Below are 26,310 nucleotides of genomic sequence, written 5' to 3' on the forward strand. Positions count from 1 at the left end.
CTCTCATTCGCTTTTTTAAAGAACTATTTATGGAAAAGAAGAAATCAAGAATACAGTTGCTGTGGCTCATCCCGTTGATTGTGGGCACAATTTATATTATCCGTCGAGAACAGCAAACTCCGTACAATAATATTGAAGGGCTGATTTTCGGAACTGTTTATCATGTTACTTATCAATATGACGGAGATTTAAAACCTGATATAGAGAAGGCTTTCAAACGTTTCGACGCCTCTCTTTCGATGTTCAATGACACCTCAGTTATCTCTCGCATTAATCAAAATAAAGAAGTCGTGCCGGACAGTTTCTTTATCAATGTGTTCAAACGTTCCATGGAAATCTCGAAAGAGACTGACGGAGCATTCGACATCACTGTAGCTCCTTTAGTAAATGCCTGGGGCTTTGGATTTAAGAAGAATCAACAAGTAGATAGCCTCACAATTGATAGTCTGCGCAAAATAATCGGTTACGGTAAGATTGCTCTTAAAGATGGAAAAATAGTAAAGCAAGATCCACGCATGATGCTGGATTGTAGCGCAATAGCTAAAGGATATGCTAGTGACATCATCGCTCATTTGCTAGAACAGAATGGAATAAAAAACTACATGGTGGAGATTGGTGGAGAAATTGTAGCTAAAGGCTACAATAGTCAGAAAGAGGCTTGGCGCATCGGCATCAACAAGCCTGTAGACGACTCCCTTTCCCAAAATCAAGAGCTCCAAAGCATTCTTCAACTAACCAATGTAGGGATGGCTACTTCCGGTAATTATCGCAACTTCTATTATAAAGAGGGAAAGAAATATGCCCATACCATTGACCCTAAAACCGGTTATCCTGTACAACACAGCCTATTGTCAACTACAGTGGTTGCACAAGATTGTATGACAGCAGACGCATTGGCTACGGCCTTTATGGTTATGGGGCTAGAGAAAGCAGAAGCTTTCGCCAATGCACATCCGGAAATAGAAGCCTGTTTTATTTACAGCGACAAGAATGGCGAACTAAAGAATTATTTCACCAAAAATATGAAGAAGTATGTTGTAAAATAACATTTCTACTTCATAAATACAAAATAAACAGCTAGCACCAAGCAAACAAAAGCAGCCAAATGGTTCCAATGAAGAGCCTCTCCTTTAAAGAAGATTGTAGAAAAAACAGTGAAAATAAGTAGAGTAATCACTTCTTGAATCACTTTCAGTTGCATCAAGGAAAACGGTCCGCCGTTACCTTGAAAGCCCAAACGATTGGCAGGCACTTGAGCACAATACTCAAAGAGTGCGATAAACCATGAAAATAATATCACTCCAAAAAGAGGCCAGTTATCAATTAACTTGGCCTCTTGCAATTTTATGTGACCGTACCAAGCAAATGTCATAAACACGTTTGATACAATTAGTAACAGTATCGAATAAAAGCCTTGTGACATAACAAATAATTTGACTATTTAATACGTATAATGCATCCAAACCACTCTATCCAACCGAGAAATTATTCCGGAAGCAATTCTGTTTGTACATTCGTCATACTCCCCCAAAGACTGTAGCGAGCTTCCGGATTCATTGCCTCCAATTGATGAAGAATATTCTTCATATCACTCCTACTCGATTCTACTTCGTAGGGACAATTCTTCACTTGTTTACGATACTCTCTCAAACGAGCCAATTCTATCAAATCGGTTTCATGAACCAAACACATCGGACGAATAATGGTCATCTCGAATTTGCGCATCACCAACTTAGGAGGCATCGTACTGAAAGCTCCTTGATAAGTAATGTTCATCAACAATGTCTCGAGAATATCATCCATATGATGCCCCAAAGCTATCTTATTACACTGATGTTCTTTGGCAGCATCAAAAAGTTTCTTCCGCCTATTCCATGAACAAAGAAAGCAAGGAGACTTTCGGGTATCTGTAGTAGGATCAAATGATGTCTCATAAACAAACAATGGAATATCAAAAGAAGCAGCATACGCCTTCAAGTACTCCAAATCGCTCTGATAAGGAATATTTTTCATTACCACATGGACGGCTACGACAGAAAACTTCGGCTTGAAAATGCGCATTTTTCTCCCGAGTAACTCTATCAAAGCCAACGAATCCTTTCCTCCGGATAAACCGACGAGAATTCGATCTCCGTCCTCTATCAAATTGTATTGCACCACACCTTTAGTAAAACGCTTATCAATGCGGCGAATAACCTTCTCTTCTTCTGTAAATTGTACCATAACTATAAAATCGGCTGCAAAAGTAAACCAAAAGAATGATTTAAAGAAGAATTAACATAATAGAATTACTGTGAACAAGTATTATTACCAAACTTTTTGTATTTTTGAACATCTGAAAAATAAACCAGAACCAACATGAAGAAAAGACTTGTTATATTCATTCTATACTGTTGCACATTACCTCTCGTTTCGGCTCAAACTTTAGAGGAAGCGAAAGGTATGTTTACAAAAGGTGAATATGCCAAAGCAAAGCCTGTTTTTGAAAAGTATGTTAAGTCACAAGCAACTAATGCAAATTACAATTATTGGTACGGCGTATGCTGCCTAAAAACAAACGAACCACAGAAGGCATTGAAGTATCTGGAGTTTGCCGCTAAAAGAAAAATCCAAAATGCTCCTCTATATTTAGGCCAAGTATACAATGACTTATATCGCTTTGAAGAAGCTGTAAGCAACTATCAGGAATATGTTGACCTACTGAACAAGAAGAAACAACCAGCTGAAGAGGCCAACAAATTACTTGAAAAGAGTAAGATTAATGCCCGCATGTTCAAAGGAGTAGAAAAGGTATGCGTCATTGATAGCTTTGTGGTGGACAAAGATGATTTTTTGAGCGCATATAAGTTGAGCGAAGAATCAGGGAAACTATTTACCTACAATGACTATTTCAAGCAAGAAGGCAAGAATCCAGGAACTGTATACGAAACTGAACTTGGGAATAAAATCTATTATAGCGAACAAGGTAAAGATAAAACCCTAAATATCCTCAGCAAAAATAAGATGCTCGACAAATGGGGAGAAGGCAACCAACTACCCTCAAGTTTCAATGCCAACGGCAATTCCAATTATCCATTTATGCTTACTGATGGCGCAACGATCTATTTTGCGTCTGATGGCGAAGGTTCCATTGGAGGTTATGACATCTTCGTAACCCGCTACAATACAAATACAGATGCGTACTTGGCAATCGAGAATGTAGGGATGCCTTTTAATTCCCCATACAACGACTATATGTATGCCATAGACGAATACAATAATCTTGGTTGGTTTGCCTCCGACCGTTATCAACCGGAAGGAAAAGTTTGTGTCTATGTTTTCATACCGAATACCTCCAAACAGATCTATAACTTTGAGGCGATGGAGTCCGATTCATTGAAACATTTAGCACAACTACATTCATTAAAAGAGACTTGGATAGATAAAAAAGCGGTTGCCGAAGCCAAAGAAAGACTACAAGCAGTAATTAATAAAAAACCGATTGAAAAAAGTAACTATGATTTTGAATTCTTCATTAATGATGAGCTTACTTATCATAGCATCGACCAGTTCAAATCGCCTGAAGCAAAGACCTTATTTAAGAAATATCAGCTATTATCTAAAGGTTATCGCCAGCAGTCAGATAAATTGGACACACAACGGCAGTGGTACGAAAAGGCAAATAAAGCAGAGCGTACTAAAATGACCGGAGGTATTCTTGATTTGGAGAGACGTGTACAAGAAATGTCTCAAGAATTAGATGCTCAGACAATAAGCATTCGCAGCACAGAAATACTATACCTAAAAAAATAAGACTTTATGGATATACTTGTTATAGCAGCTCTTATCGTAGCAGCGGTCATTCTATTCCTAATAGAACTGTTTGTAATCCCCGGCATCAGCATAGCGGGCATTTCAGCCTTGGGATGCATTATCTATGCCAACTATTATGCCTTTACTAATCTCGGAGAAACAGCTGGGTTCATAACCTTAGTGATATCAGCCATTGCATGTGTAGGATCTCTAGTCTGGTTCATGCGTTCAAATACGCTCGACAAGTTGGCCCTAAAAAAGAATATCACTTCTAAAATAGACAAGCATGCCGCCGAAAATTTAAAGGTTGGAGATATAGGTGTATGCACTACCCGACTAGCATTGATTGGCTATGCCAACATTGGCGGAGAAATCATTGAGGTGAAATCTTCCGACGGTTTTATGGATGATAAAACCCCTATCGTTGTAGATCGCATAAGCGACGGAGTCATCTTGGTTAAAAGACAAAAACAATAATACTCACTAAATTAAATGATTAATTATGATTGAGCCTATGTATTTAACTCTCTTACTGGTTGCGGGAGGAGTTATCTTCCTCATCCTGTTTTTTCACTATGTCCCTTTTTTCCTATGGCTATCAGCCAAGGTTTCGGGAGTAAACATGTCACTGATACAACTCTTTTTGATGCGTATTCGTAACGTTCCACCGTATATCATCGTACCAGGACTGATTGAAGCCCACAAAGCCGGCATCAGAGATATAACCCGCGATGAATTAGAAGCGCATTATTTGGCCGGAGGACATGTAGAAAAGGTAGTACATGCGCTCGTCTCTGCTTCTAAAGCTAACATTGAGTTACCCTTTCAAATGGCTACTGCTATCGACCTTGCCGGCCGTGATGTGTTTCAAGCCGTTCAGATGTCGGTTAACCCTAAGGTGATCGATACCCCTCCTGTTACTGCTGTTGCCAAAGATGGTATCCAGCTCATAGCTAAAGCCCGTGTTACTGTTCGTGCCAACATCCGCCAGTTAGTGGGTGGTGCAGGTGAAGATACAATTCTGGCTCGTGTAGGCGAAGGTATTGTATCCTCTATCGGTTCTTCTGCTAGCCATAAATCAGTATTAGAGAACCCCGATTCAATTTCTAAGCTCGTTCTTAGTAAAGGATTGGATGCCGGAACAGCCTTTGAAATTCTTTCCATTGATATTGCCGATATCGATATTGGCAAGAACATTGGTGCAGCCTTACAAATGGATCAGGCGAATGCCGATAAAAACATCGCTCAGGCTAAAGCTGAAGAGCGCCGTGCAATGGCTGTAGCCTATGAACAAGAGATGAAAGCCAAAGCGCAAGAAGCTCGTGCCACAGTAATTCAGGCCGAAGCAGAAGTGCCAAAAGCAATGGCAGATGCATTCAGAAGTGGCAATCTGGGTATTATGGATTATTATAAGATGAAGAACATTGTGGCCGACACCTCTATGCGTGAAAACATAGCGAAACCGACTAGCGCAAGTTCCGATAAATCCTTAACAGAATAGCTAACTCCATTACTATAATAGTAAAGGCGGGGGTTAGACTCCGCCTTTCTTATTCCATAAAAAAAGAACAACCGCATGAAAAAATATTTTGCTTCATCCGAACTGATTATCAACGAAGACGGTTCCGTTTTCCATTTACATGTAAAACCCGAACAACTAGCCGATAAAGTAATATTGGTAGGCGATCCCGGCCGTGTAGCACTCGTAGCCTCACATTTTGAACAGAAAGAATGCGAAATAGAGAGTCGTGAATTCAAAACCATCACAGGAACTTACCAAGGTAAGCGGATTACAGTAGTCTCCACCGGTATTGGTTGTGACAACATTGACATCGTGATGAACGAGCTGGATGCTTTATCTAACATTGACTTCAACACACGTGAAGAAAAGGAAAACTTCCGTCAGTTAGAACTCGTACGCATCGGTACATGTGGCGGTTTGCAACCCAACACGCCCGTAGGAACATTTATTTGTTCCGAGAAATCCATTGGCTTCGACGGCCTGCTCAATTTCTATGCCGGCAGAAACTCCGTTTGCGACTTAGCCTTTGAGAAAGCTTTCTTAAACCATATGGGCTGGACAGGGAATCTTTGCGCACCGGCACCTTATGTTATAGACGCCAACGCAGAGCTCATCGATCGCATTGCCCAAAAAGAAATGGTACGTGGAGTAACCATTGCCGCCGGAGGATTCTTCGGTCCCCAAGGTCGCGAACTACGTGTACCTCTTGCCGATCCCAAGCAGAACGATAAGATAGAAACCTTTCAGTATGACGGTTATAAGATCACCAACTTTGAAATGGAAAGTTCGGCTCTTGCCGGATTGAGTAGATTGATGGGCCACAAAGCGATGACTGTTTGCATGGTAATAGCCAACCGCCTCATCAAAGAAGCCAATACGGGATACAAGAATACCATCGATACACTGGTAAAAACAGTACTCGACAGAATCTAAGATCCCATACCTATAATAAGCTAGTGACCACTTCGGTCAATCTTATTTGGCTATATGGCTTTACAATGACGTCGCTACAGCCAGCTAATAAAGCATCACTGTGATCTTTATACATTATCTGGTTCGTAATTCCTACAATCGGTGTTTCCATCGATAATGCCTTTATCTTTTTGATAATTTCCAATCCAGTCATAGTGCCGAGCAGATCCAATTCGGTGAAAACTAAATCAGGCTTGAAACGGACAAAAGCATCCATTGCTTCTTCTCCGTTTCTTGCCAATAAAACAACATATTTATCATTAAGCATTTTGCTTAAGCGTATAAATGTATTCTTATCTTTCTTCACTACCAAAATAACCTTTTCCTCCCTTCTACCAGAACTTTGACTAACATACTCACTAGGTGTTTCGGATTCATCAACAGATAGATAAGGTAAGTAAAAAGAAAAAGTACTTCCTCTATTTACTATCGAGCTAACTTCTATTCTTCCTCCAAGCAGACCAGCAAGGATTCTAGAGATAGATAATCCCAAGCCCAAGCCTTGTGAAAAAGGATCCAACTTTTCAAACTTTTCAAATATAACTTGTATCTTATCCTCTGGTATACCACATCCTGTATCAGAAACTGAAAACTTAAGCCAACCATCCAACTTTTCTAACGCTAATATAATTTGTCCCTTTTCCGTATTCTTAATAGCATTTGACATAAAGTTATGCAATATCTGAGACACTCTTTTTTCATCCGTTTTCGTCCATGTTCTATCCTTTGGATCCACAATTATCAGCTCAACATCCTTTTTCATTTTATAGCGAAAAGCACCATCTAGTTCCTCTATTAAATGATTAACTTCAGTAGGAGCTATATCGATTTTTAGATTCCCGGTTTCCATTTGAGAGAAATCTAGCAAGTCATGCACCAATTGCAGTAATAGATTCGTATTATCCTGTATTATGCTTACATACGTTTTTTTCTCCTTTTCATCAAGATCATTTATCGAAAGCAAATCGGAGAAGCCTACAATAGAATTAAGGGGAGTCCGTATCTCATGGCTCATAGATGACAAAAAAGCTTTTTTAAGTTCTTCGGTCTTATTCGCATTTTTCTTCGCCGCCACCAGCGCCTCTGTCTGTCTAACATTATTAGTAACATCAGCTAACAAAGCCAAAACTTTATCCGTGCCACATGGGATCATTCGCACATTGAAATAATATCTAAATCCACCTATATCAAGATAAACATCTATTTCTTTCAATTCATCATCGATCAAGCATTTCTCTATAGCCCTTTGATATTTAAGTCCAACTTCTTTATCAAAGAAACTTTTCATATTCGTATTCAATACCTCATCACGGCTGTAAGCCATCTCCACATACTTTGAATAGAGAACATCTATAATGGTTCCTTGTATATCATATATTGTCAAGAAATGAGGTAAAACGTCTATAATCTTGCGTAGCTCAAGAGTTGTCGAATACCCTTCGGAAGCGACTTTTTTAGTAATGTTTCTTCGATACCCTATTATGCTGTCAATCAATTCCCCCTCTTCACTAGCTCTAAAAAGAGAATCTTCAAACCAGAGTATTTCATTTTGAACTCCAATAAATCTAAATTGAACTTTTATTTTTTCTTCCTCACCCAATAGAATTTTCTCCAATCCTTTTTTGTAATTAGACAAATCATCCGGATAAATAATATTCAAAAATTCTACATAAGACTTATATTCTATGCCAGCATCAGATAAACCAACATTGAAGAAAAAATCGTCAGAAAAGCCAAACTTCCAGTTCGACAAATCAAGAACCCACATAGCAATCTCATGCTTTCCCAGTATCGAGAGCATCTTACGATAATTGATTCGAACCAAATCACCATCAATCTTTGATGATAAGAAATCAGTATATTTATCCATAGCCACAAATTTAAGGTCTCAGGGACAAAGGGTCCAAAACAAGTAAAACAATCAGTAAAGTCTATTCATTGCAATTATAACAATAAAAAAGCTATATTTGCCTACTCAAACTAAAAAAAAAATGAATCAAGACACCATTTGTGCCATAGCCACTGCCCAAGGAGGCGCCATCGGTACCATCCGTGTATCAGGTCCCGACGCCATAAGCATCACCGAAAGCATCTTTGTTCCGGCAAAAGACAATAAAAAACTTTCAGAACAAAAGCCCTATACCCTCACCTTCGGACGGATAGTCGATGAGAGCGAAGTGATAGATGAAGTATTGGTCAGCCTCTTCCGCTCACCTCACTCCTATACGGGCGAAGACTCCACCGAAATAGCCTGTCACGGCTCCACCTACATCCTCCAACAAGTGATGCAACTCCTCATAAAGCAAGGCTGTCGCATGGCCCAACCGGGAGAATATACCCAACGGGCCTTCCTCAACGGAAAGATGGACCTCAGTCAGGCCGAAGCAGTGGCTGACCTCATCGCCTCCTCCTCCGCTGCCACTCACCGTCTGGCCATGAGTCAGATGCGGGGCGGTTTCAGCAAAGAACTGGCAGAACTGCGCACCCGATTGCTTAACTTTACCTCCATGATAGAACTCGAACTCGACTTCAGTGAAGAAGATGTGGAGTTTGCCAACCGTGACCAATTGCATCAACTGGCCGATAACATAGAGAAAGTCATTGCCCGCCTGGTTCACTCCTTTAGCGTAGGCAACGCCATCAAGAACGGTGTGCCCGTGGCTATTATCGGTGAAACCAATGCCGGAAAGTCCACCTTGCTCAACGTGTTGCTCAATGAAGACAAAGCCATCGTGAGCGATATTCACGGCACTACCCGCGATGTGATTGAAGATACCACCAACATCGACGGCATCACCTTCCGTTTCATTGATACTGCCGGCATTCGTGATACCACCGACACCATCGAATCACTCGGCATAGAGCGTACTTTCCAGAAGCTAGACCAAGCTGAAATCGTTCTTTGGATGATCGACTCCGCCAACGCTGCAAAACAGATAGAAGAATTGTCGGGCAAGATACTTCCCCGCTGCGAAGGCAAACGCCTTATCCTTGTTCTCAACAAAGCCGACCTGATAGACAGTACTCAGCAAGATGCTTTGATATCCAACCTCTCTGCCTTCACTACAAAAGATATTTATCACATCTTTATTTCGGCCAAACAGCACTCTCACACCGACGAGTTGGAGGAACTTCTGATAAAAGCAGCACAACTGCCCACAGTAACTCAAAATGATGTGATCGTAACTAATGTGCGCCACTACGAAGCATTAACCCGTGCTCTCGAAGCCATCCATCGCGTGCAACAAGGAATAGACAGCGGCATATCAAGTGACTTTCTATCGCAAGACATTCGTGAGTGTATTTTCCATCTCAACGACATAGCCGGAGAAGTGACAAATGATATGGTATTGAAGAATATCTTCCAACATTTTTGTATAGGCAAGTAAGTTGATGTAAACAGCGATTAACATATATTTGCGTACAAATAATAACGACTGGTTTATATGACAGCTTATTCTATCCATTAGAAGCAGGCGTTTGGGAAGCATCTGAAATGGAATATATTATTAGGGATTATAGTATCTTGAAAAATGAACATCACTCAATTAATAGACAATAAAAAACGACACATAGACTTGCTGCTACTTGCTGACGAACAGGAGTCTATGATCGATCGCTACTTAGAACGTGGAGATATATTCGTGCTTGATGATAATGGCGTTAAGGCAATCTGTGTTGTCACGGATGAAGGCGACGGTGTTTGCGAACTCAAAAATATTGCAGTTACTCCCGAATCACAACGACAGGGATACGGTAAAAGACTGATAAATTACTTAGTTACGCACTACTCAGGGAAATACACCCGAATGATAGTTGGAACAGGCGATGTGCCAAGTACAGTTAACTTCTACAAAAGTTGTAAATTTGAATACTCGCATCGGATTAAAAACTTCTTTACTGACAACTACGATCATCTTATGATTGAAGATGGTGTGTTGCTTAAGGATATGATTTATTTGAAACGAGAAATATGAAATGAGATTATACTGAAGAAGACAACAATATGAACATAATATCAGTAAGAGAACAACCTCAGTATGCAGAACGGATCATTGCATATCTGCAAAAAAGCTGGAACGAGATCTCACCTATTATATATAATGACTGCGTAAGTCACTGTATAGATGCCGCAAACCCTTTACCTCAGTGGTATGTATTGGAAAAAGAGGAAGAATTTATCGGATGTGCAGGGTTGATTACCAATGATTTTATCAGTAGAATGGATCTCTATCCGTGGCTTTGCGCGCTATTCATTGAGGAAAGCCAAAGAGGTAACGGCTATGGACAGATGCTTATCGAGAAAGCCAAAGAAGATGCTAAAAGATTTGGATTTGCAAACATGTATCTATGTACTGATCACATTGGATATTACGAGAAATATGGTTTCCAATATATCGGGGATGGTTATCATCCGTGGGAGGAGCAATCACGAATTTATGAGATCATTTTATAATAGAATCAGATTTCTGGCGGGAAACGACTAAAGGAAAAGATGTGGATCAGAATGAAATAAAAGCGACCTGTCTGACTCTTGAGAATATGTAATTATAAAGCGGGAAGAAAGACAAAGATCCTTTCTTCCCGCTTTTTATTTAGAAACAAGTTTGTGAAACAAGTCATCAAGATCTGTCTACAACTTAGGACTAATGTTTATTATTAGCAGCATCCATATTGAAGCTTCTCATCAAACGAAGAGGTTTTTTTGCCAGTTCTCTTTTTTCAAACAACTCAAAGCCTGCTGTAGAAGAGTACCCTTTCAAAAACCAACGGGGACATTGGTCGCAATAATTCATGAAAGTCTTTATACCTTGTTGCTGTTCCTGCGCAGAAGAAACTTGGCTGCTAACAATAGATGAGACCATAGAAAGAACATTCTCATCTTCCTGTATATTGAGCCACAAAGTTTGAATTTCATCATCTACATCTGCTTCCGAATATCCAAAATGCGCCATCATGTATTCTTTCAGTTCGTCTGCAGCTGCACAAGGAAGGTAAGGCGAACAAATCCTTCCGGCTTCAAACACTTCCTTTTTAGAAAAGCGCTTCAAATTCTTTATTTCAGGATGTTTGTGCAACTTATCATCCAGATCTTTGAGGTTCCACAAGAAAGGAGATGCAATGCAAACCTCTGATCGAAAGGGATCTATCTTATTAAAGATAAAGCGTTTTATCAGTAAAGACTTCTCCAGACTTTCACTAATCTCCTCTTCAGTTATCGAGGTTTTCAAATACCCATTCAGCAGGTCCATGACTTTTAGATAAGGGCTAAAACCATAAAGGTTTACAATACCATGAGCATACTGCTCTACTGTGAAACGAGTGATCTGTTCTTTAGAAGACAACACATCATTAATATGAGGTGCTATCGCTTTACGCAACTCATCATAGAGCATATAGCGCACTTTGCCTTCCTGCGCCGAATAGTGATCAATGATTACAAGAGAAAAAGATCCGAGCGTGCTTCTTGTAAAGACAACAGAATCTTCTACATAACCGGAACCCGCATCTACCAGCCTTTGGAGCAGCATCAACTCTGGCCTCGTCAACTGGGTCAACCATTCTTTCGGGCAGCACAACATTGCCTCTGCGAGATTCATCGCATACTCACCTTTCCTCAATTTTGAGGGTATTAAAACCCCCAACAAATCCGCTACATTCTTTAAATCTTCCTTCGACTTCAGTTTTAAGACATCAACAAATTTCACTGAAGGGTGGGAGAAATCCGATTTTAAACTAAGCATATCCGTTAATTATTTGAATTGCAGGCAAAAGTAATTATTTTGAATTAAACAAACCAATAAAAAAGGAAGAAACTCTTTTTTTACTGCTCTCGCAACCTTCTCCATAGTGCAATCTATTTTTTATCCAATGCAAACTACCAATCAATATATAACCATAAATATATTGATTTTTATAGCCATTATTGTATAATAATCATAAATTTGTTTACCTTTGTAATATGAATGAGCAGAATAATATATTGGCGTTGTCAAATGCGGAGATAGTTATGCAACTAGGCAAGCGGTTTAAGGAATATCGCCTGTCCTGCCAGCTGACCCAACAAGAAGCTGCAGACAAGGCTGGAATGAGCGTGGTGACATTACGCCAGTTCGAAAACGGAAAGATGTATAATATCACCATGGGCAGTTTTTTGGGATTGCTCCGTTCGATAGACTGCCTTGGTCAAGTACAGGAACTTTTGCCGGAAATTCCTATGTCACCATACGCCATGCAACAAGTTATCAAGAATAAGCCTAAAAGAATAAGGCATGCAAAATAACATAGTCAGCGTGGTGCTGAATGCAGAAGAAGTCGGTCAACTCTATTGGGATGAAAAAAGTCGTAGAGCCGTTTTCAGCTACAATCCATCCTTTATCAAAAAAGGGATAGAGATTGCACCTTTAACAGCTTCTATGAAGGGAAATGCAGCTAAAGGACTCCCAATCATTGGCAATAAAGAAAAGCTCTTTCAAGGGCTTCCTCCATTTATTGCCGACTCCCTGCCCGACAGATGGGGTAACAAAGTGTTCGAGCAATGGGCTGCACAAAACCACATTCCTTTGAGGCAATTATCTCCGGTAGATAAATTGTCGTTCATCGGCAAAAGAGGTATGGGGGCACTTGAATTTACTCCAGCTACTACAGGTCTCGAGACATCTTCTTCTATTCAGATTGACAGCCTATATCAACTTGCAAAAAGGCTATTTGAGGAAAGAGAAGAAGCTATCGTACTCCCTGAAGAAGAACTGAGTCTGCAAAGCTTGTATGAAGTGGGTACATCTGCCGGTGGGCAACATCCCAAAGCGATCATTGCGATCAACCGTGAAACAGGAGATATACGCTCCGGACAGGTAGCACTGCCCAAGGAATACACCTATTATATATTGAAATTTGCCGAAAGCGATGATTTCCCGTTCACCAATATAGAGATGGTTTATTATGAGATGGCACTTGAAGCCGGAATCAACATGATGCCATCTAAACTTATTTCTGTAGAAGGTCAGCACCACTTCATTACAGAGCGTTACGACCGCAGAGAAGGAAAGAAGATACATACACAAACTTTGGCTGCCATGTGTCCCGATGCCACCAGTTATGAAGAACTCTTTGCCACCTGTCGCCGGCTAAATATCGCAGCCACAGAAATCGTAGAGGAATATCGGCGCATGGTATTCAATGTGATGGGTGCCAATGTGGATGACCATATCAAGAACTTCTCATTCATGATGGACGAGAAAGCCGTCTGGCACATTACACCTGCTTACGATGTGACATTCACCACCAATCTGGATGGCGCATCTTATGAGAACGGACATTCTATAACAATCCTGGGCAAGAGTAACAATATAACTATCAGTGATCTCACTCAGTTTGCCAAAGAAAACAGCATCAAGAACGAACAGAAAATAATCTCAGAGGTAGCACTTGCCATCAGTCATTTTTATGACCACGCTTTAAAATATCAAGTGAGTCCATATTGGGCTGATAGAATTGAGCAGTATCTTTCGCAACTTATCCCTGAGGATTATGCCACAAACATGCAGCACCATCTACCTACAACTCTGCAACCTTATACTACTGAAGATGGTTTGCATGTGTCCGACTTCAAACTAATTGAAACCACTCACCACGACTTCCAATTGTTTGCCACCATTGATGGAAAGCAATACAAGTATATTGCCGGTAGAAAGAGTGAGTTGGCAAATCAAATAGTTTCTGATGGAAGAGCGAAAATGAACATCAACAAGATTAAGACTCTTATTCGTACATACCTGTGTCCACTCGCATTGAGAAACAGATAAGTTTTACCTGTCAAAGCAGAAAATATCTACAATTGGCTTAAACTTAGAATGCAAAAAGGATAACTACATATCTATATCTGCAAGAAAGTAGACAAGAACTAATTCGCTCCACAACACTTTTTATATTTCTTACCACTGCCGCAAGGACAAGGGTCATTGCGCCCCACCTTTTGTCCGGAAAAAGCATCTTGATACATATCATCAAAGCCAGCTTGTACCTCAGGAGTAATGTCCATACCCGCAGCTTTCATGTTAGGGCCCGCTATCAAACGAGGAGGAGTATTCTTCATCTTGCCTTTACCAAACAAATCAGAAACTTCTGTAGAAGAATATCCTCTAAAGAACCAACGGGGACATTCGTTGCAGTAGTTGATAAAAAGTCCCATCGCTTCTTGCACTTCCTTCATGGAAGAGAGTTTGCCAGCAATGATGGAAGAGATTAAAGACATTGTGTTGCCCTCCTCCTGCAGTTTGGCCCATAAAAATTGAAGTTCATTATCTGCCGCCGCTGCCGTATATCCCAAGCGAGCAATCATATATTTTTTCAGCTCGTCCGAACTTGCACAAGGAAGGTGAGGCGCAGGCATCCTTCCGGCTTCAAACACTTCCTCTTTAGAAAAGTGTTTCATATCCTTTATTTCAGGACGTTCGCACAACTTTTCTTCCAACGCTTCGGAGTCCAGCAAAAGAGGAGATGCTACATAAACAGTTGAATTGTAGACATCTACCAGATCAAATGTAAGATGTTCTATGAGTGAAGACTTCTCTATGCTCCTAATGATTTCAGCATTCGTCACCGAGTCCTGCAAATACTCATTCAGCAACTCCACCATTTTCAGATAAGGGATAAAACCATAAAGATTGATAATACCATAAGCATACTGCTCCACCGTGAAGCGAACAGCTTGTTCTTTAGAAGACAATACCTCATCAATATGAGGTGCTATGGCCTCGCGCAGTTCATCGCAAATCATATAACTCACTTTCCCTTCTTCTGCCGAATAATCAACAACTACTGCAATAGACAAAGGTTCCAACGAGTTCCCTGCAAAGATGCCGGATTCTTCCGCACAAGCCTCGGGACCCGCATCCACAAGCTTTCGGAGCAGAAGCAACTCATATTGCGTCAACAGAGTCAACCACTCTTTCGGGAAGAGTAGAAAAGCCTCAGCAAGAGCCATCGCATACTCCTCTTTTCTCAACTTTGAAGGAATTGAAATCTTCAGCAGACTCGCTATATCCTTTAAACCTTCCTTCGTATTCAGTTTTAAGGTATCCGCAAATTTCACAGAGGAGCTAAATTTATCTGACTTCGCGCTAAGCATATTTGTTGTTATTTTGATGTGCAAACAAAAATAAGACTTTTGTATCAAAAAAACTATATCAGGAGAAAGAAAATTATTCTGTGAGGAACACGAAAGAGACTTTCCGACAACATCAACACAGCGTTAAACACAAATCTCCTCGAGAAACCATAGAATAAAGCCACAACTCCCCTTAATTAAGCAGTTAAAGCAGGTAAGCTAAGCAATCATAATAGGAAAGCTTAGTGGTCACACAGCTGTGTGACCATCGTCCTGCATACGTGTGACCATTGTCCCGCAGTTGTGTGACAATGATCACACAACTGTGTGACGACGTATTGCTCCTATGAAAAGGAGTTAGATTATACGAAGAGTGAGGATAGATCGTAGGAAGAAAACAAATAAGGCATGCATCAAAGGCTTGCTCATCTAGAATTGTCTGTGCAGAAGAGGCAGATAACCAGTAAAACAACAACAAATAAATGTGAAAAATTAATCTTTTTGTTTCGCCACTCTATAACATATTATTTCATATCTTTACAACATGTATAGTTTTATAGCTAATATAATTGATAAAGATAATAGAGAAGAAAAATAAAATATGGCAAATAAGAAAGAGGTGGCAGAAGAACCATTGGAGAAAAGATTATGGAAAGCAGCAGACAAACTACGCAAAAATATAGATGCGGCCGAATACAAACACGTTGTACTTGGGCTGATATTCTTGAAATATATTTCTGTCTCGTTCGAAGAACTGTATGCCCGACTGCAAACTGAAGCAGCCGAAGGCGCAGATCCCGAAGACAGAGAGGAGTACAAAGCAGAAAACGTGTTTTATGTCCCTATGGACGCACGTTGGTCTTATTTAGTTTCAAAAGCTAAAGATCCTCAGATTGGGAAATACATCGATGAGGCAATGGATGCCATCGAGAAAGATAATAGTATATTAAAAGGTGTACTTCCAAAAGTATTTGCTCGTCAAAATCTGGATCCTACAAGTTTGGGCGAACTTATTGACCTTATAGGCAATAGCACCTTATCGCAAGCATCAACCAATAGTGCCGACTTACTCGGACACGTCTTCGAATACTTTTTGGGCGAATTTGCACTTACCGAAGGAAAGAAGGGCGGTCAGTTCTACACTCCGAGAAGTGTTGTCGAGCTACTTGTCAATATGCTTGAGCCATACAAAGGTCGCGTTCTAGACCCTTGTTGCGGTTCTGGCGGTATGTTTGTGCAGAGCGAAAAGTTTGTAAAAGAGCATCAAGGCCGCATAAACGATATTTCAATTTACGGTCAGGAAAGCAATCAGACCACATGGCGACTTTGTAAGATGAACCTTGCCATTCGAGGTATTGATGCCTCTCAGGTTAAATGGAACAATGAAGGTTCCTTCCTCAATGATGCGCACCAAGACGTGAAAGTCGATTATATCATCGCCAACCCACCTTTCAACGATAGCGACTGGGGCGGCGATCAACTCCGTAAAGACGGGCGTTGGCAGTATGGAGTACCTCCTACGGGAAGTGCCAACTTTGCATGGATTCAGCACTTCATCTACCATCTTGCGCCGTCCGGACAAGCAGGCTTTGTGTTGTCAAAAGGTGCACTTACATCAAAGACGAGCGGTGAAGGCGAGATCAGGAAGGCTCTTGTCGAAGCAGGTTTGATCGACTGCATTGTCAACCTACCGGCTAAATTATTCTTGAACACCCAAATTCCTGCTGCATTGTGGTTCGTTAGTAGAAACCGTACAAATGGTAGTTTCCGCAATCGCAGCAAAGAGATCCTTTTTATTGATGCTCGTAATTTAGGACACCTCATCAACCGTCGCACCCGAGAACTGACGGAAGAAGATATACAGCAGATCTCTGATACTTACCACAATTGGCGAAATGTGGGTGGTAAGTACGAAGATGTACCCGGCTTCTGCGCCTCTGCACCGATGGAGCGAGTTGCCGAATTAGATTATGTGCTGACTCCGGGACGTTACGTCGGTCTGCCCGATGATGAAGACGACTTCAACTTTGAAGAACGTTTTACCGAACTGAAAGCGGAATTTGAGGAACAACTCAAGGAAGAGATGAGGCTGAATGAACTGATAAAAGAGAATTTGGCGAAAATTAAAATAGAGAAATAATGGATAAGCTAAAAACCATACAAGATATTCACCCTGACGAGAAAGGACGACAGGTAGAAGATAGTTTGTATCAATCCATAAAAGACATCATACAAACAGCTCGCGCTACGACCTACCAAGCTGTAGACTTCGCAATGACACAAGCAAAAAATGAAGCCATTGAACTTTTAGGACAACCTGCCGCAGAAGAATTCATTCGGAAACCTTATATATTGAACTTCATGGGCATCAAAGAAGCTTCATCCTATTTTGAAAAAGACATTGAGCAAGGATTAATAGACAATATGCAATCTTTCCTTTTGGAGTTGGGAAAAGGTTTTTCCTTTGTGGCCCGGCAAAGACGAATGCAGTTTGATGATTCCGATTTCTATATCGATCTAGTCTTCTATAATTATATCCTAAAATGCTTTGTGCTTATTGACTTGAAATTAGGAGAACTCACGCACCAAGATGTTGGACAAATGGATAGTTATGTGCGCATGTATGAAGAGAAATTCAGAGCAGAAGATGACAATCCCACTATTGGCTTAATCTTATGTTCCAAACGCAATGAGGCAATTGTGAAATACTCGATATTAAACGACAACAAGAATATTTTTGCATCGAAATACTTGCTCTATCTACCTACCGAAGAAGAATTGAAGCGACAGATTGAGAAAGAAAGGAATATGATAGAATCTTTAAATGAGGAGGGGTAAGGATGAGCGAATGGAAAGATGTAAGAATAGGAGATTATATTGATTTAATAAGTGGATTCGCTTTCAAATCATCAAAATTTCTTAATGAACAAGTTGAAAATTCTCTACCTATAATCAAAATAAAGAATGTAGCTAGTGGAGATGCAAACTTAAACGATGTTGTGTTTCATAAGTACGATAATTCATTAGAAAAATTTTTATTGGAAAAAAATGATATACTTATTGCAATGACCGGTAACCATCCACAAGCTTTAACACAGGTTGTTGGTGGTATTTCAAAATACAAATTAGATGTTCCCTCCTTACTAAATCAGCGCGTTGGCAAGATAATAGCTAAAGGTGATACCTGCTTAGACTTCATTTATTATCTATTCAAAGACAAAGAAGTTCAGAATTATTTAGCAAACCAATCTTCTGGTAGTGCAAATCAAGCAAATATATCAAAAAATGATATTCTTGAGCTAAACTTGAGAATTCCATCTCCAACATTACAAAGAACTATTGCCGGAATTTTCTCAAGTATTGACCACAAGATTGATTTATTAAATCGTCAAAACCGCACACTCGAGTCAATGGCAGAAACACTTTTTCGCCACTACTTTATTGATGAAGCGCAGGAGGAATGGGAAGAAAAATCTTTAAGCCAAATTGCTTCTTTCTTAAACGGCTTAGCCTGTCAAAAATTTCCCCCTAAAAATGGAATAAAAAAATTGCCTGTACTTAAAATTAAAGAATTAAGCAATGGTATTACTGAATATTCAGATTGGGCTACAACAGAAATTGGCTCTGAATACCTTATTCACAATGGTGATATAATTTTTGCGTGGTCAGCTTCATTAATAGTGAAAATATGGGATGGCGAAGATTGTATACTCAATCAGCATTTGTTTAAAGTTACTTCTAACCAGTATCCTAAATGGTTTTATTTCATGTGGTGCAAGTTTCACTTAAAGGAATTTAGGTCAATTGCCAATAGCCACGCAACCACAATGGGACACATAAAACGTGGCGATTTAGATACTGCAATGGTTTTAGTTCCGCCTAATGACAAATTGAAAATAATGACTGAGCAAATGCAACCAATGATTGAGCAACAAATATTAAACAATAAACAAATCAGTATACTCACAAAATTGCGTGATACACTATTATCAAAACTAATGAATAACGAAATACAAGTAGAATAGAGATGAAAAATCAAACATTATTTGAGCTAGATGGCATTTCAACATCGGATGAATTTGCCGAATTAAAAGGAAGAGCTGCCGAAGAAGATCAAGATACAACTTCTTCGGTAGTTCCTCCTCCTGACATTGTCGCATTTAATGAACAACGTTCTTGTGCAGATATATATCGAATGTATGAAAAGAAGCAAATAGACATCAACCCAGATTTCCAAAGAGGTGAAGTCTGGCAAAACCGTGCACAAACTCTATTTATTGATAGTCTAATCAAACAATTACCTATTCCGAGTATGTGCATAAGTTTGGATATAAAAACACAAAAAAGATTAGTTATTGATGGGTTACAACGCATAACTTCGATTATCAAATTCTTAGATACGGACAAAGATTGGAAACTATCTAAAACAGACGATGTTGATAGTCGAATTTCTGGCAAAAAAGTATCTGAGATAAAGAAAGAAAATAACTCCCTTTTTGAGGTTCTAGAAAATGTTACGATCCCTATTACTGTCATAAGGTGTGATTATAACAATAAAGAGCATATGAAATACCTATTCCAAATCTTTTATAGACTCAATTCTGGAGGTAATAAATTATACAATCAAGAAATACGAAATTGTATATTTCAAGGTAATCTCAATTCACTACTCAAAAGACTTGCCAGAACACCAAGTTGGTACGCCTTTGCTAATGTCACGGAAGATAAAGTCAACAAAGCGCGTTTTAATAACGAAGAAAGAATTTTAAGATTTTTCGCATTCTACAATAAACATTCCGAATACGCTGGCAAATTAGCAGCCTTTCTGAATGATTATATGGAGGAAAACAAAGACTTACCTGAAGAACAAATAGTCAATTTTGAAGAATTATTCAATGATACTCTGAACATAGCTAACAAACTTAGCAATAAACCTGATTCAAAGAATATAGCAGAAGCTGTACTAGTCGGAATCGCAATAAACAAAGATAAATTATCAAATATTACATCTGAGGGATTATCTCAAATTTATTCCGCTCTTATGACTCAACCGGAATTTTCTGAAGAGGCTTTAAGAGAAGGATTAGGGGCAGAAGACAAAGTTAAGGATAGGATTAATAAATCCATAGAATTATTTGGCCGTGATTGATTATACAAACATTGAAAGCACATTAAGAAAATTGGATTTTGAATATAGTGAACAGATATCAGACCCTCAGATGCCTATACTTTTCTCTAAACTTGCTGTAATAGAATTTTGTGGCTGGATTGAGGAAAGCTTTGATGATGTTTTATATCAATACATCGATAATCATATTAATGGTACCAATTATCAAAGATTAATCCGAACATCTATTAATAAAAATCATGGATTTGATTATGAAAATCAGACCTTTAAATTGTTCTCTATCGTTATAGGAATAAAGAATTGGGAGAATATTCTTGATAGATTGCCAGTCTTAGCTCTTACTAATTTTCAAACTATACTTAGAGATTATTCCCAAATAAGAAATAGAGCAGCCCATACTTATACACTAATAGGTACTACTAGAACTTTTGATACCCCATCTGTTGTTTTGAGTAATTTCAACAAAATAAAAAATCCAATAAGCATTATTGAAACTGAAATTCAAAGTTTATGACCAAACTAACCGAATCCCAAATAGAACAATTCGCAATCAGCCTATTCCAACGGCTTGGTTACGAATATATCTATGCGCCTGATATTGCGCCCGACAGCGAGAAGCCTGAGCGAAAAAGTTTCGAGGAGGTGATATTGCGTGAACGCTTGCAGAAGGCGGTAAGGCGTATCAACTCGTCTATTCCGCATGAGACGCAGGACGAGGCGATAAAGATCGTTGAGCGCATAGCTTCACCTGACCAACTGGCCAACAACGAGGAGTTTCATCGACTACTCACTGAAGGTGTGCCTGTGTCAATTTACAAAGACGGGGCAGAACGTGGGGAGAGGGTTTGGTTAGTAGATTTCGATCATCCGGACAACAACGATTTTGTTGTCGCCAATCAATATTCCATTATTGAGAATGGACACAACAAGCGGCCCGACATCATTCTATTTGTGAATGGCTTGCCATTAGTGATCTTTGAACTAAAAAATGCAGTGGATGAGAACGCTACGCTACAAAGCGCACATCGACAGATAGAAACCTACAAGCAGGTAATTCCGTCGTTGTTTACACACAACTCGATAGTAGTGATTTCGGACGGATTGGAAGCAAAAGCAGGTTCGTTATCGGCAGGGTATAGCCGCTATATGGCATGGAAAACCGAAGACGGCAAGGCAGAAGCATCGAATCTCGTTAGTCAGTTGGAGGTTTTAATCAAAGGGATGCTAAACAAAGCAACTTTGCTTGATCTAGTCCGTTCTTTCACCGTGTTTGAAACATCGAAAACGGAAGATGCTAAAACAGGCATAATAACCATAAAGACTATAAAGAAAATTGCTGCTTATCACCAATACTACGCTGTGAACAAAGCGGTGGAATCTACCATTAGGGCAACAGGTATAAACGTTGGATATCCGAGTCGCATGGCGGAAGATCCGGCTCATTATGGACTGAAAGCGACAAAAGGCCAACCCGTCGGCGACCACAAAGCAGGTGTGGTATGGCATACGCAAGGTAGCGGCAAATCGTTATCAATGGTGTTCTACACCGGGAAGATAGTACAACAGCTTAACAATCCTACCGTTGTGGTAATTACCGATCGCAATGACTTGGACGATCAGTTGTTTGAAACGTTTACGGGATCTAAACAGTTGCTTCGCCAAGAACCGGTACAAGCAAGTGATGGAGAAAAACTAAAGGAGCTCTTAACGGTAGCTTCGGGCGGTGTAATCTTCACCACTATACAGAAATTCCAACTTGGAAAAGATAAAGGTAATGTAAATGTATACGATACCCTTACAGAGCGTAGCAACGTAATAGTCATTGCCGATGAAGCGCATCGCACACAATATGGATTTAAAGCAAAAACGGTAGAGGTTAAGAATGAGGCCGACGAGGTGATTGGCTCTAAAATAAAATATGGTTTCGCAAAGTATCTGCGAGATGCCTTGCCGAATGCTACTTATCTGGGATTTACAGGTACGCCCATAGAATCGACAGACGTAAATACGCCTGCCGTATTTGGAGACTATATAGATGTATACGATATAGCCCAAGCTGTGGAGGATGGCGCAACGGTACGCATATTCTACGAAAGCCGATTGGCAAAGGTTGAGCTGAGCAAAGATGGTCGTCGTCTTGTAGAGGAGCTAGACAAAGAATTGGCTACAGAGGACATGGATGATGTGCAGAAAGCAAAAGCTAAATGGACGCAGCTCGAAGCACTCATAGGAAGTCCTAACCGCATAAAAAACATCGCAAAAGATATTGTCACTCACTTCGAACAGCGTCAAATGGTCTTTGAAGGCAAAGCAATGGTTGTAGCGATGAGCCGTCGTATAGCATCGGAGTTATATGATGCTATTATTGCTATTCGCCCGGAATGGCATTCCGATGACTTGGCAAAAGGAGTAATTAAAGTAGTGATGACAACGGAATCGTCTGACGGAGCAGACATATCGAAACATCATACCACTAAACAGCAACGAAGGGTATTGGCCGAACGAATGAAAGATCCGGACGATGAGTTGAAGTTGGTTATTGTGCGTGATATGTGGCTTACCGGCTTTGATGTTCCGTGTTTGCACACACTCTACATAGACAAGCCAATGCAAGGACACAACTTAATGCAGGCAATTGCCCGTGTCAATCGTGTCTATAAAGACAAGCCCGGTGGACTGATAGTCGACTATCTTGGCATCGCTTCCGATCTTAAAAAAGCATTGTCTTTCTATTCTGACTCAGGTGGAAAAGGAGATCCTACATTGCAACAAGAACAGGCAGTGGAGATTATGCGAGAGAAACTTGAAGTGGTTTCTCAAATGTTTCACGGACTTGAATATGAGAACTATTTCAGTGCAGATATATCAGGTAAACTTTCGTGGATACTTCGTGCCGAAGATTTCATATTAGGACTCGAAGATGGCAAGAAGCGCTTTGTAAATGAAGTGAACGCATTGGGCAAAGCATTTGCCATTGCCATTCCCAGCGATGAAGCGATGGATGCGAAAGATGAGGTTTCGTTCTTTCAAGCTATAAAAGCTCGTTTGTGCAAATTTGATTCTACAGGTTCCGGACGTACAGATGAAGAGATCGAAACGACTATTCGACAAGTAATAGATAAAGCATTAATTTCAGAACAAGTTGTTGATATATTCGATGCGGCTGGCATCAAAAAGCCCGATATCTCCATTCTTTCGGAAGACTTCTTATTGGAACTGAAAGGCATGGAACATAAAAACATTGCATTAGAAGTGCTTCGCAAATTATTGAACGATGAAATAAAAGCACGTTCAAAATTCAATCTGGTAGGGAGTCGTTCTCTTATGGAAATGCTTGATAGCTCTATAACGAAGTATCACAATAAAGTGTTATCGGCAGCAGAGGTTATTGACGAGCTTATAAAACTAAGTAAGCATATTGTTGCACAAGACACGGTAGCCAAAGAGTTAGGACTTTCGGATTATGAATATGCTTTCTACACAGCTGTAGCAGACAACAATAGTGCATTAGAAATACTTGGAAAGGATAAACTTCGAGAGTTAGCAGTTGTTCTGGCCGAAACAATCAGGAACAATACCACCATAGATTGGACCATCAAAGAGAATGTACGTGCCAAAATGAAAGTTGCCGTGAAAAGACTCTTGAGACGTTTTGGCTATCCACCGGACATGCAACTATTAGCCACCGAAACTGTATTGAAGCAAGCAGAAAAGATTGCAGAAGAATTAATTAATGGATAATTATGAGTGCTCAAAACAATAAAGGAATAGTATATATCCTCACCAACTCGGCAATGCCCGGATTGGTTAAAATCGGTATGACAACCCGTGAAAGCATATCCCAATATATAGGCTTCTGTAGATATAATATTGAAATACATAACTAGAGAAGAAAGAAACTTTTAAACGATAAAAAGTACAACACCTTAAAATAGATGTACCAACATCAAAACAATATGTCAGAAGAAGAAGAAAAGAATCCTAGACTCATGAACGTCTTCGATTTGCTGGGTAAGCACTTCCTTATACCTTGCTATCAAAGAGGCTATCGATGGGGTAAGCAACAAGTTCACGACTTGCTGAATGATATCCTTGAATTTTCAAGAAGTAAGCAAGAAGGAGACTTATATTGCCTTCAACCCGTTGTTGTGACTCCTTATAAGGAGAACGGAGAATTTAAATATGATGAAGAAGACAGCATATGGTACGAGGTCATTGATGGTCAACAACGCCTTACAACCATTACTCTCATCATCCATTACTTCAATGAGATGTGGGTAGGCAAGAAGAAGACTCCAGAACCTAAACTGGACTACGAAACTCGTGAAGAAAGTGCTGCCTTCATCAAGTCACTTGAATTGGTGGATAGTGAAGTGAATTCCGCTCAAAAGGATGCAAACATCGATTTCTACTATATATCTGAAGCTTACAAAGAAATTGGCAAATGGGTTGAATTGCAAGAAGAACTTGACTACAATAATTTCCAATCCATTTTCAAGTACAATACACAAGTGATCTGGTATGAAGTCTCAACTCTTGACACAGATCCGATCAAAACATTCAACCGTATCAATCTAGGAAAGATTCCATTGACAAATGCCGAACTTATAAAAGCCTTTTTTCTGAGAAAACGCAATTTTGAGACTTTTTCGGCAGAGCTCCGTCAAATAGAAATTGCTTCTGAATGGGACCAAATGGAATATGCTCTCCAAGACGACAAACTATGGTATTTTCTCAACAAAGACATTGCCGACACTCCAGTTAGAATTGAATATCTTTTCAATATTATGTACGAAGTGGCGCAGAAAGAATCTACAGAAGAAGAATTCAACAGGAAATATGGTACAGATTTATATGCTACATTCCGCTTCATTGCTTTCAAATTCTCAGAGAAAGACAATCCTCTTCGCATTCAGAAAATCTGGAATGAAATTAAGGATTACTTTCTAACACTTAAAGAGCTATACATGGACTCGCTATACTATCACTATGTAGGTTTCCTCATCTATTGTGGAGAATTAACTGTAGCAGGGATCTATTCACTCTACCGCAATAATACAAAGATTGAATTTGAGAAAAAATTAAAAATCCATATCAAAGAGGCTATGCATACTGTAGATTATTCTAATGGAAAAATAAACCTACCTTATTGCAACGCAAACAAGCAGAGAATCCGCAACTTCTTGTTACTCTTTAACATCGAGTATATCGTCAGAAAATCCATTTTAAAAGATTCAACCATAGAGGAGAGAAACTCCTATTTACGTTTCCCTTTTGATCTTTTCAAGAAAGAATCATGGGACATTGAGCATGTGGATTCATACACAGAGAACGAAATCAAGAAAGACCACAGATGTCAGTGGATTAAAGATTCACTTAAAGACCTTGCCGATGAGCTGTCTGGTGAGGAAAAGGAGAAGCTCGAAAAATACACAGAAAACGTGCCCAATGATTTGATTTTTCCCCGACTTAAAGAGATTATCAGGACAAGAGCTGGCGAGCAAGAGAATGATGAGAAAATGAAAAATTCAATCGGCAATCTTACATTGCTCAATTCAGCAACAAACCGTAGTTATGGAAATGCTGTCTTTCCAACCAAGCGACGAATTATAATCAATAAAGATATGGGAGGAGAGTTCATCCCAATCTGCACAAAACATGTGTTTTTGAAATATTTTGATCTAGACAGCCCTAATCGCACAAAATGGAGCGATCAGGATATCAATAAATATCATAATCATATGGTTGAGATACTCAAACATTTTATTACAGAAAAATAACTACACT

The 26,310-nt window shown here is 39.7% G+C and carries 22 protein-coding genes and 1 pseudogene; 18 read left to right on the forward strand and 5 right to left on the reverse strand.

The features are described 5' to 3' along the window. Positions 1-29: 29 nt before the first annotated feature. A complete protein-coding gene (locus tag BQ5338_RS04725; protein ID WP_071145630.1) occupies positions 30-1,046 on the forward strand; it encodes an FAD:protein FMN transferase in 1,017 nt (338 codons plus the stop codon). A 5-nt stretch (positions 1,047-1,051) separates the two neighbouring features. Here the strand turns inward: BQ5338_RS04725 and BQ5338_RS04730 are convergent, their stop codons facing one another. Both BQ5338_RS04730 and BQ5338_RS04735 read right to left on the reverse strand, forming a co-directional pair. After that, positions 1,052-1,423 (reverse strand): DMT family protein, encoded by a 372-nt coding sequence (locus BQ5338_RS04730; RefSeq protein ID WP_071145631.1) that lies wholly within the window; start codon positions 1,421-1,423, stop codon positions 1,052-1,054. A 62-nt stretch (positions 1,424-1,485) separates the two neighbouring features. Continuing rightward, positions 1,486-2,223 (reverse strand): PP-loop family protein, encoded by a 738-nt coding sequence (locus tag BQ5338_RS04735; protein WP_071145632.1) that lies wholly within the window; start codon positions 2,221-2,223, stop codon positions 1,486-1,488. A 135-nt stretch (positions 2,224-2,358) separates the two neighbouring features. Here BQ5338_RS04735 and BQ5338_RS04740 point away from each other — a divergent pair, with 135 nt between their 5' ends. The 4 genes from BQ5338_RS04740 (at position 2,359) to BQ5338_RS04755 (ending at position 6,247) form a co-directional block, all read left to right on the forward strand. Further along, positions 2,359-3,792, forward strand: coding sequence for a tetratricopeptide repeat protein (locus BQ5338_RS04740; RefSeq protein WP_071145633.1), 1,434 nt, complete (start codon positions 2,359-2,361; stop codon positions 3,790-3,792). Positions 3,793-3,798: 6 nt separating this feature from the next. Further along, positions 3,799-4,269, forward strand: coding sequence for an NfeD family protein (locus BQ5338_RS04745; RefSeq protein ID WP_071145634.1), 471 nt, complete (start codon positions 3,799-3,801; stop codon positions 4,267-4,269). Between the two features lie 25 nt (positions 4,270-4,294). Further along, positions 4,295-5,293: a flotillin-like protein FloA gene (gene floA, locus BQ5338_RS04750; protein WP_078063390.1), complete on the forward strand. Its 999-nt coding sequence runs from the start codon at positions 4,295-4,297 to the stop codon at positions 5,291-5,293. Between the two features lie 75 nt (positions 5,294-5,368). Beyond that, complete coding sequence (locus tag BQ5338_RS04755; protein ID WP_071145636.1) at positions 5,369-6,247, forward strand: nucleoside phosphorylase; 879 nt, start codon at positions 5,369-5,371, stop codon at positions 6,245-6,247. A gap of 10 nt (positions 6,248-6,257) precedes the next feature. Here the strand turns inward: BQ5338_RS04755 and BQ5338_RS04760 are convergent, their stop codons facing one another. Beyond that, entirely contained in the window at positions 6,258-8,156 is a 1,899-nt protein-coding gene (locus BQ5338_RS04760; RefSeq protein ID WP_071145637.1) for a PAS domain-containing hybrid sensor histidine kinase/response regulator, read from the reverse strand. 121 nt (positions 8,157-8,277) lie between these two features. Here BQ5338_RS04760 and mnmE point away from each other — a divergent pair, with 121 nt between their 5' ends. The 3 genes from mnmE to BQ5338_RS04775 all read left to right on the forward strand — a co-directional run bounded on the left by mnmE (position 8,278) and on the right by BQ5338_RS04775 (position 10,742). After that, positions 8,278-9,675 (forward strand): tRNA uridine-5-carboxymethylaminomethyl(34) synthesis GTPase MnmE, encoded by a 1,398-nt coding sequence (gene mnmE, locus BQ5338_RS04765; RefSeq protein WP_071145638.1) that lies wholly within the window; start codon positions 8,278-8,280, stop codon positions 9,673-9,675. A gap of 144 nt (positions 9,676-9,819) precedes the next feature. After that, entirely contained in the window at positions 9,820-10,263 is a 444-nt protein-coding gene (locus tag BQ5338_RS04770; RefSeq protein WP_071145639.1) for a GNAT family N-acetyltransferase, read from the forward strand. 29 nt (positions 10,264-10,292) lie between these two features. Further along, positions 10,293-10,742, forward strand: a complete 450-nt coding sequence (locus tag BQ5338_RS04775; protein ID WP_071145640.1) for a GNAT family N-acetyltransferase — start codon at positions 10,293-10,295, stop codon at positions 10,740-10,742. Positions 10,743-10,932: 190 nt separating this feature from the next. On the opposite strand, the gene BQ5338_RS04780 is transcribed toward BQ5338_RS04775, so the two are convergent. Beyond that, positions 10,933-12,030 carry a hypothetical protein gene (locus BQ5338_RS04780; RefSeq protein ID WP_071145641.1) on the reverse strand — a complete coding sequence of 366 codons (1,098 nt, stop codon included), beginning with the start codon at positions 12,028-12,030 and terminating at the stop codon, positions 10,933-10,935. 218 nt (positions 12,031-12,248) lie between these two features. Between BQ5338_RS04780 and BQ5338_RS04785 the strand changes: the two genes are divergently transcribed. Then, a complete protein-coding gene (locus BQ5338_RS04785; protein ID WP_071145642.1) occupies positions 12,249-12,569 on the forward strand; it encodes a helix-turn-helix domain-containing protein in 321 nt (106 codons plus the stop codon). Beyond that, positions 12,559-14,091 carry a type II toxin-antitoxin system HipA family toxin gene (locus BQ5338_RS04790; protein WP_071145643.1) on the forward strand — a complete coding sequence of 511 codons (1,533 nt, stop codon included), beginning with the start codon at positions 12,559-12,561 and terminating at the stop codon, positions 14,089-14,091. Before BQ5338_RS04785 ends, BQ5338_RS04790 begins: the two co-directional genes overlap by 11 nt. A 98-nt stretch (positions 14,092-14,189) precedes the next feature. Here BQ5338_RS04790 and BQ5338_RS17190 read toward each other — a convergent pair. Further along, positions 14,190-14,261, reverse strand: a pseudogene (locus BQ5338_RS17190) (SEC-C metal-binding domain-containing protein); the annotation flags it as partial. A gap of 1,735 nt (positions 14,262-15,996) precedes the next feature. Between BQ5338_RS17190 and BQ5338_RS04800 the strand changes: the two are divergent. From BQ5338_RS04800 to BQ5338_RS04830, 8 genes are all read left to right on the forward strand, one after another. Further along, on the forward strand, positions 15,997-17,535 hold the full coding sequence (locus tag BQ5338_RS04800; RefSeq protein ID WP_071145645.1) for a class I SAM-dependent DNA methyltransferase: 1,539 nt from the start codon (positions 15,997-15,999) through the stop codon (positions 17,533-17,535). After that, complete coding sequence (locus tag BQ5338_RS04805) at positions 17,535-18,233, forward strand: PDDEXK nuclease domain-containing protein (RefSeq protein ID WP_071145646.1); 699 nt, start codon at positions 17,535-17,537, stop codon at positions 18,231-18,233. The genes BQ5338_RS04800 and BQ5338_RS04805 overlap by 1 nt, the downstream gene beginning before the upstream one ends. Positions 18,234-18,235: 2 nt before the next feature. Next, the gene (locus tag BQ5338_RS04810) at positions 18,236-19,420 is read left to right on the forward strand and encodes a restriction endonuclease subunit S (protein ID WP_071145647.1); all 1,185 of its coding nucleotides are present in this window, start codon (positions 18,236-18,238) and stop codon (positions 19,418-19,420) included. Between the two features lie 2 nt (positions 19,421-19,422). Continuing rightward, positions 19,423-20,544, forward strand: a complete 1,122-nt coding sequence (locus BQ5338_RS04815) for a DUF262 domain-containing protein (protein WP_078063391.1) — start codon at positions 19,423-19,425, stop codon at positions 20,542-20,544. Beyond that, on the forward strand, positions 20,537-21,037 hold the full coding sequence (locus BQ5338_RS04820) for a hypothetical protein (protein WP_071145648.1): 501 nt from the start codon (positions 20,537-20,539) through the stop codon (positions 21,035-21,037). Before BQ5338_RS04815 ends, BQ5338_RS04820 begins: the two co-directional genes overlap by 8 nt. Continuing rightward, entirely contained in the window at positions 21,034-24,264 is a 3,231-nt protein-coding gene (locus tag BQ5338_RS04825; RefSeq protein WP_071145649.1) for a type I restriction endonuclease subunit R, read from the forward strand. Before BQ5338_RS04820 ends, BQ5338_RS04825 begins: the two co-directional genes overlap by 4 nt. 2 nt (positions 24,265-24,266) lie before the next feature. Next, positions 24,267-24,410: a GIY-YIG nuclease family protein gene (locus BQ5338_RS17195; protein ID WP_394331123.1), complete on the forward strand. Its 144-nt coding sequence runs from the start codon at positions 24,267-24,269 to the stop codon at positions 24,408-24,410. A 69-nt stretch (positions 24,411-24,479) separates the two neighbouring features. Beyond that, on the forward strand, positions 24,480-26,303 hold the full coding sequence (locus tag BQ5338_RS04830) for a DUF262 domain-containing protein (protein WP_159431306.1): 1,824 nt from the start codon (positions 24,480-24,482) through the stop codon (positions 26,301-26,303). Positions 26,304-26,310 lie beyond the last annotated feature (7 nt).

It is taken from the genome of Bacteroides ihuae (genome assembly GCF_900104585.1).
In the GTDB taxonomy this organism is placed as follows: Bacteria; Bacteroidota; Bacteroidia; order Bacteroidales; family Bacteroidaceae; genus Bacteroides; species Bacteroides ihuae.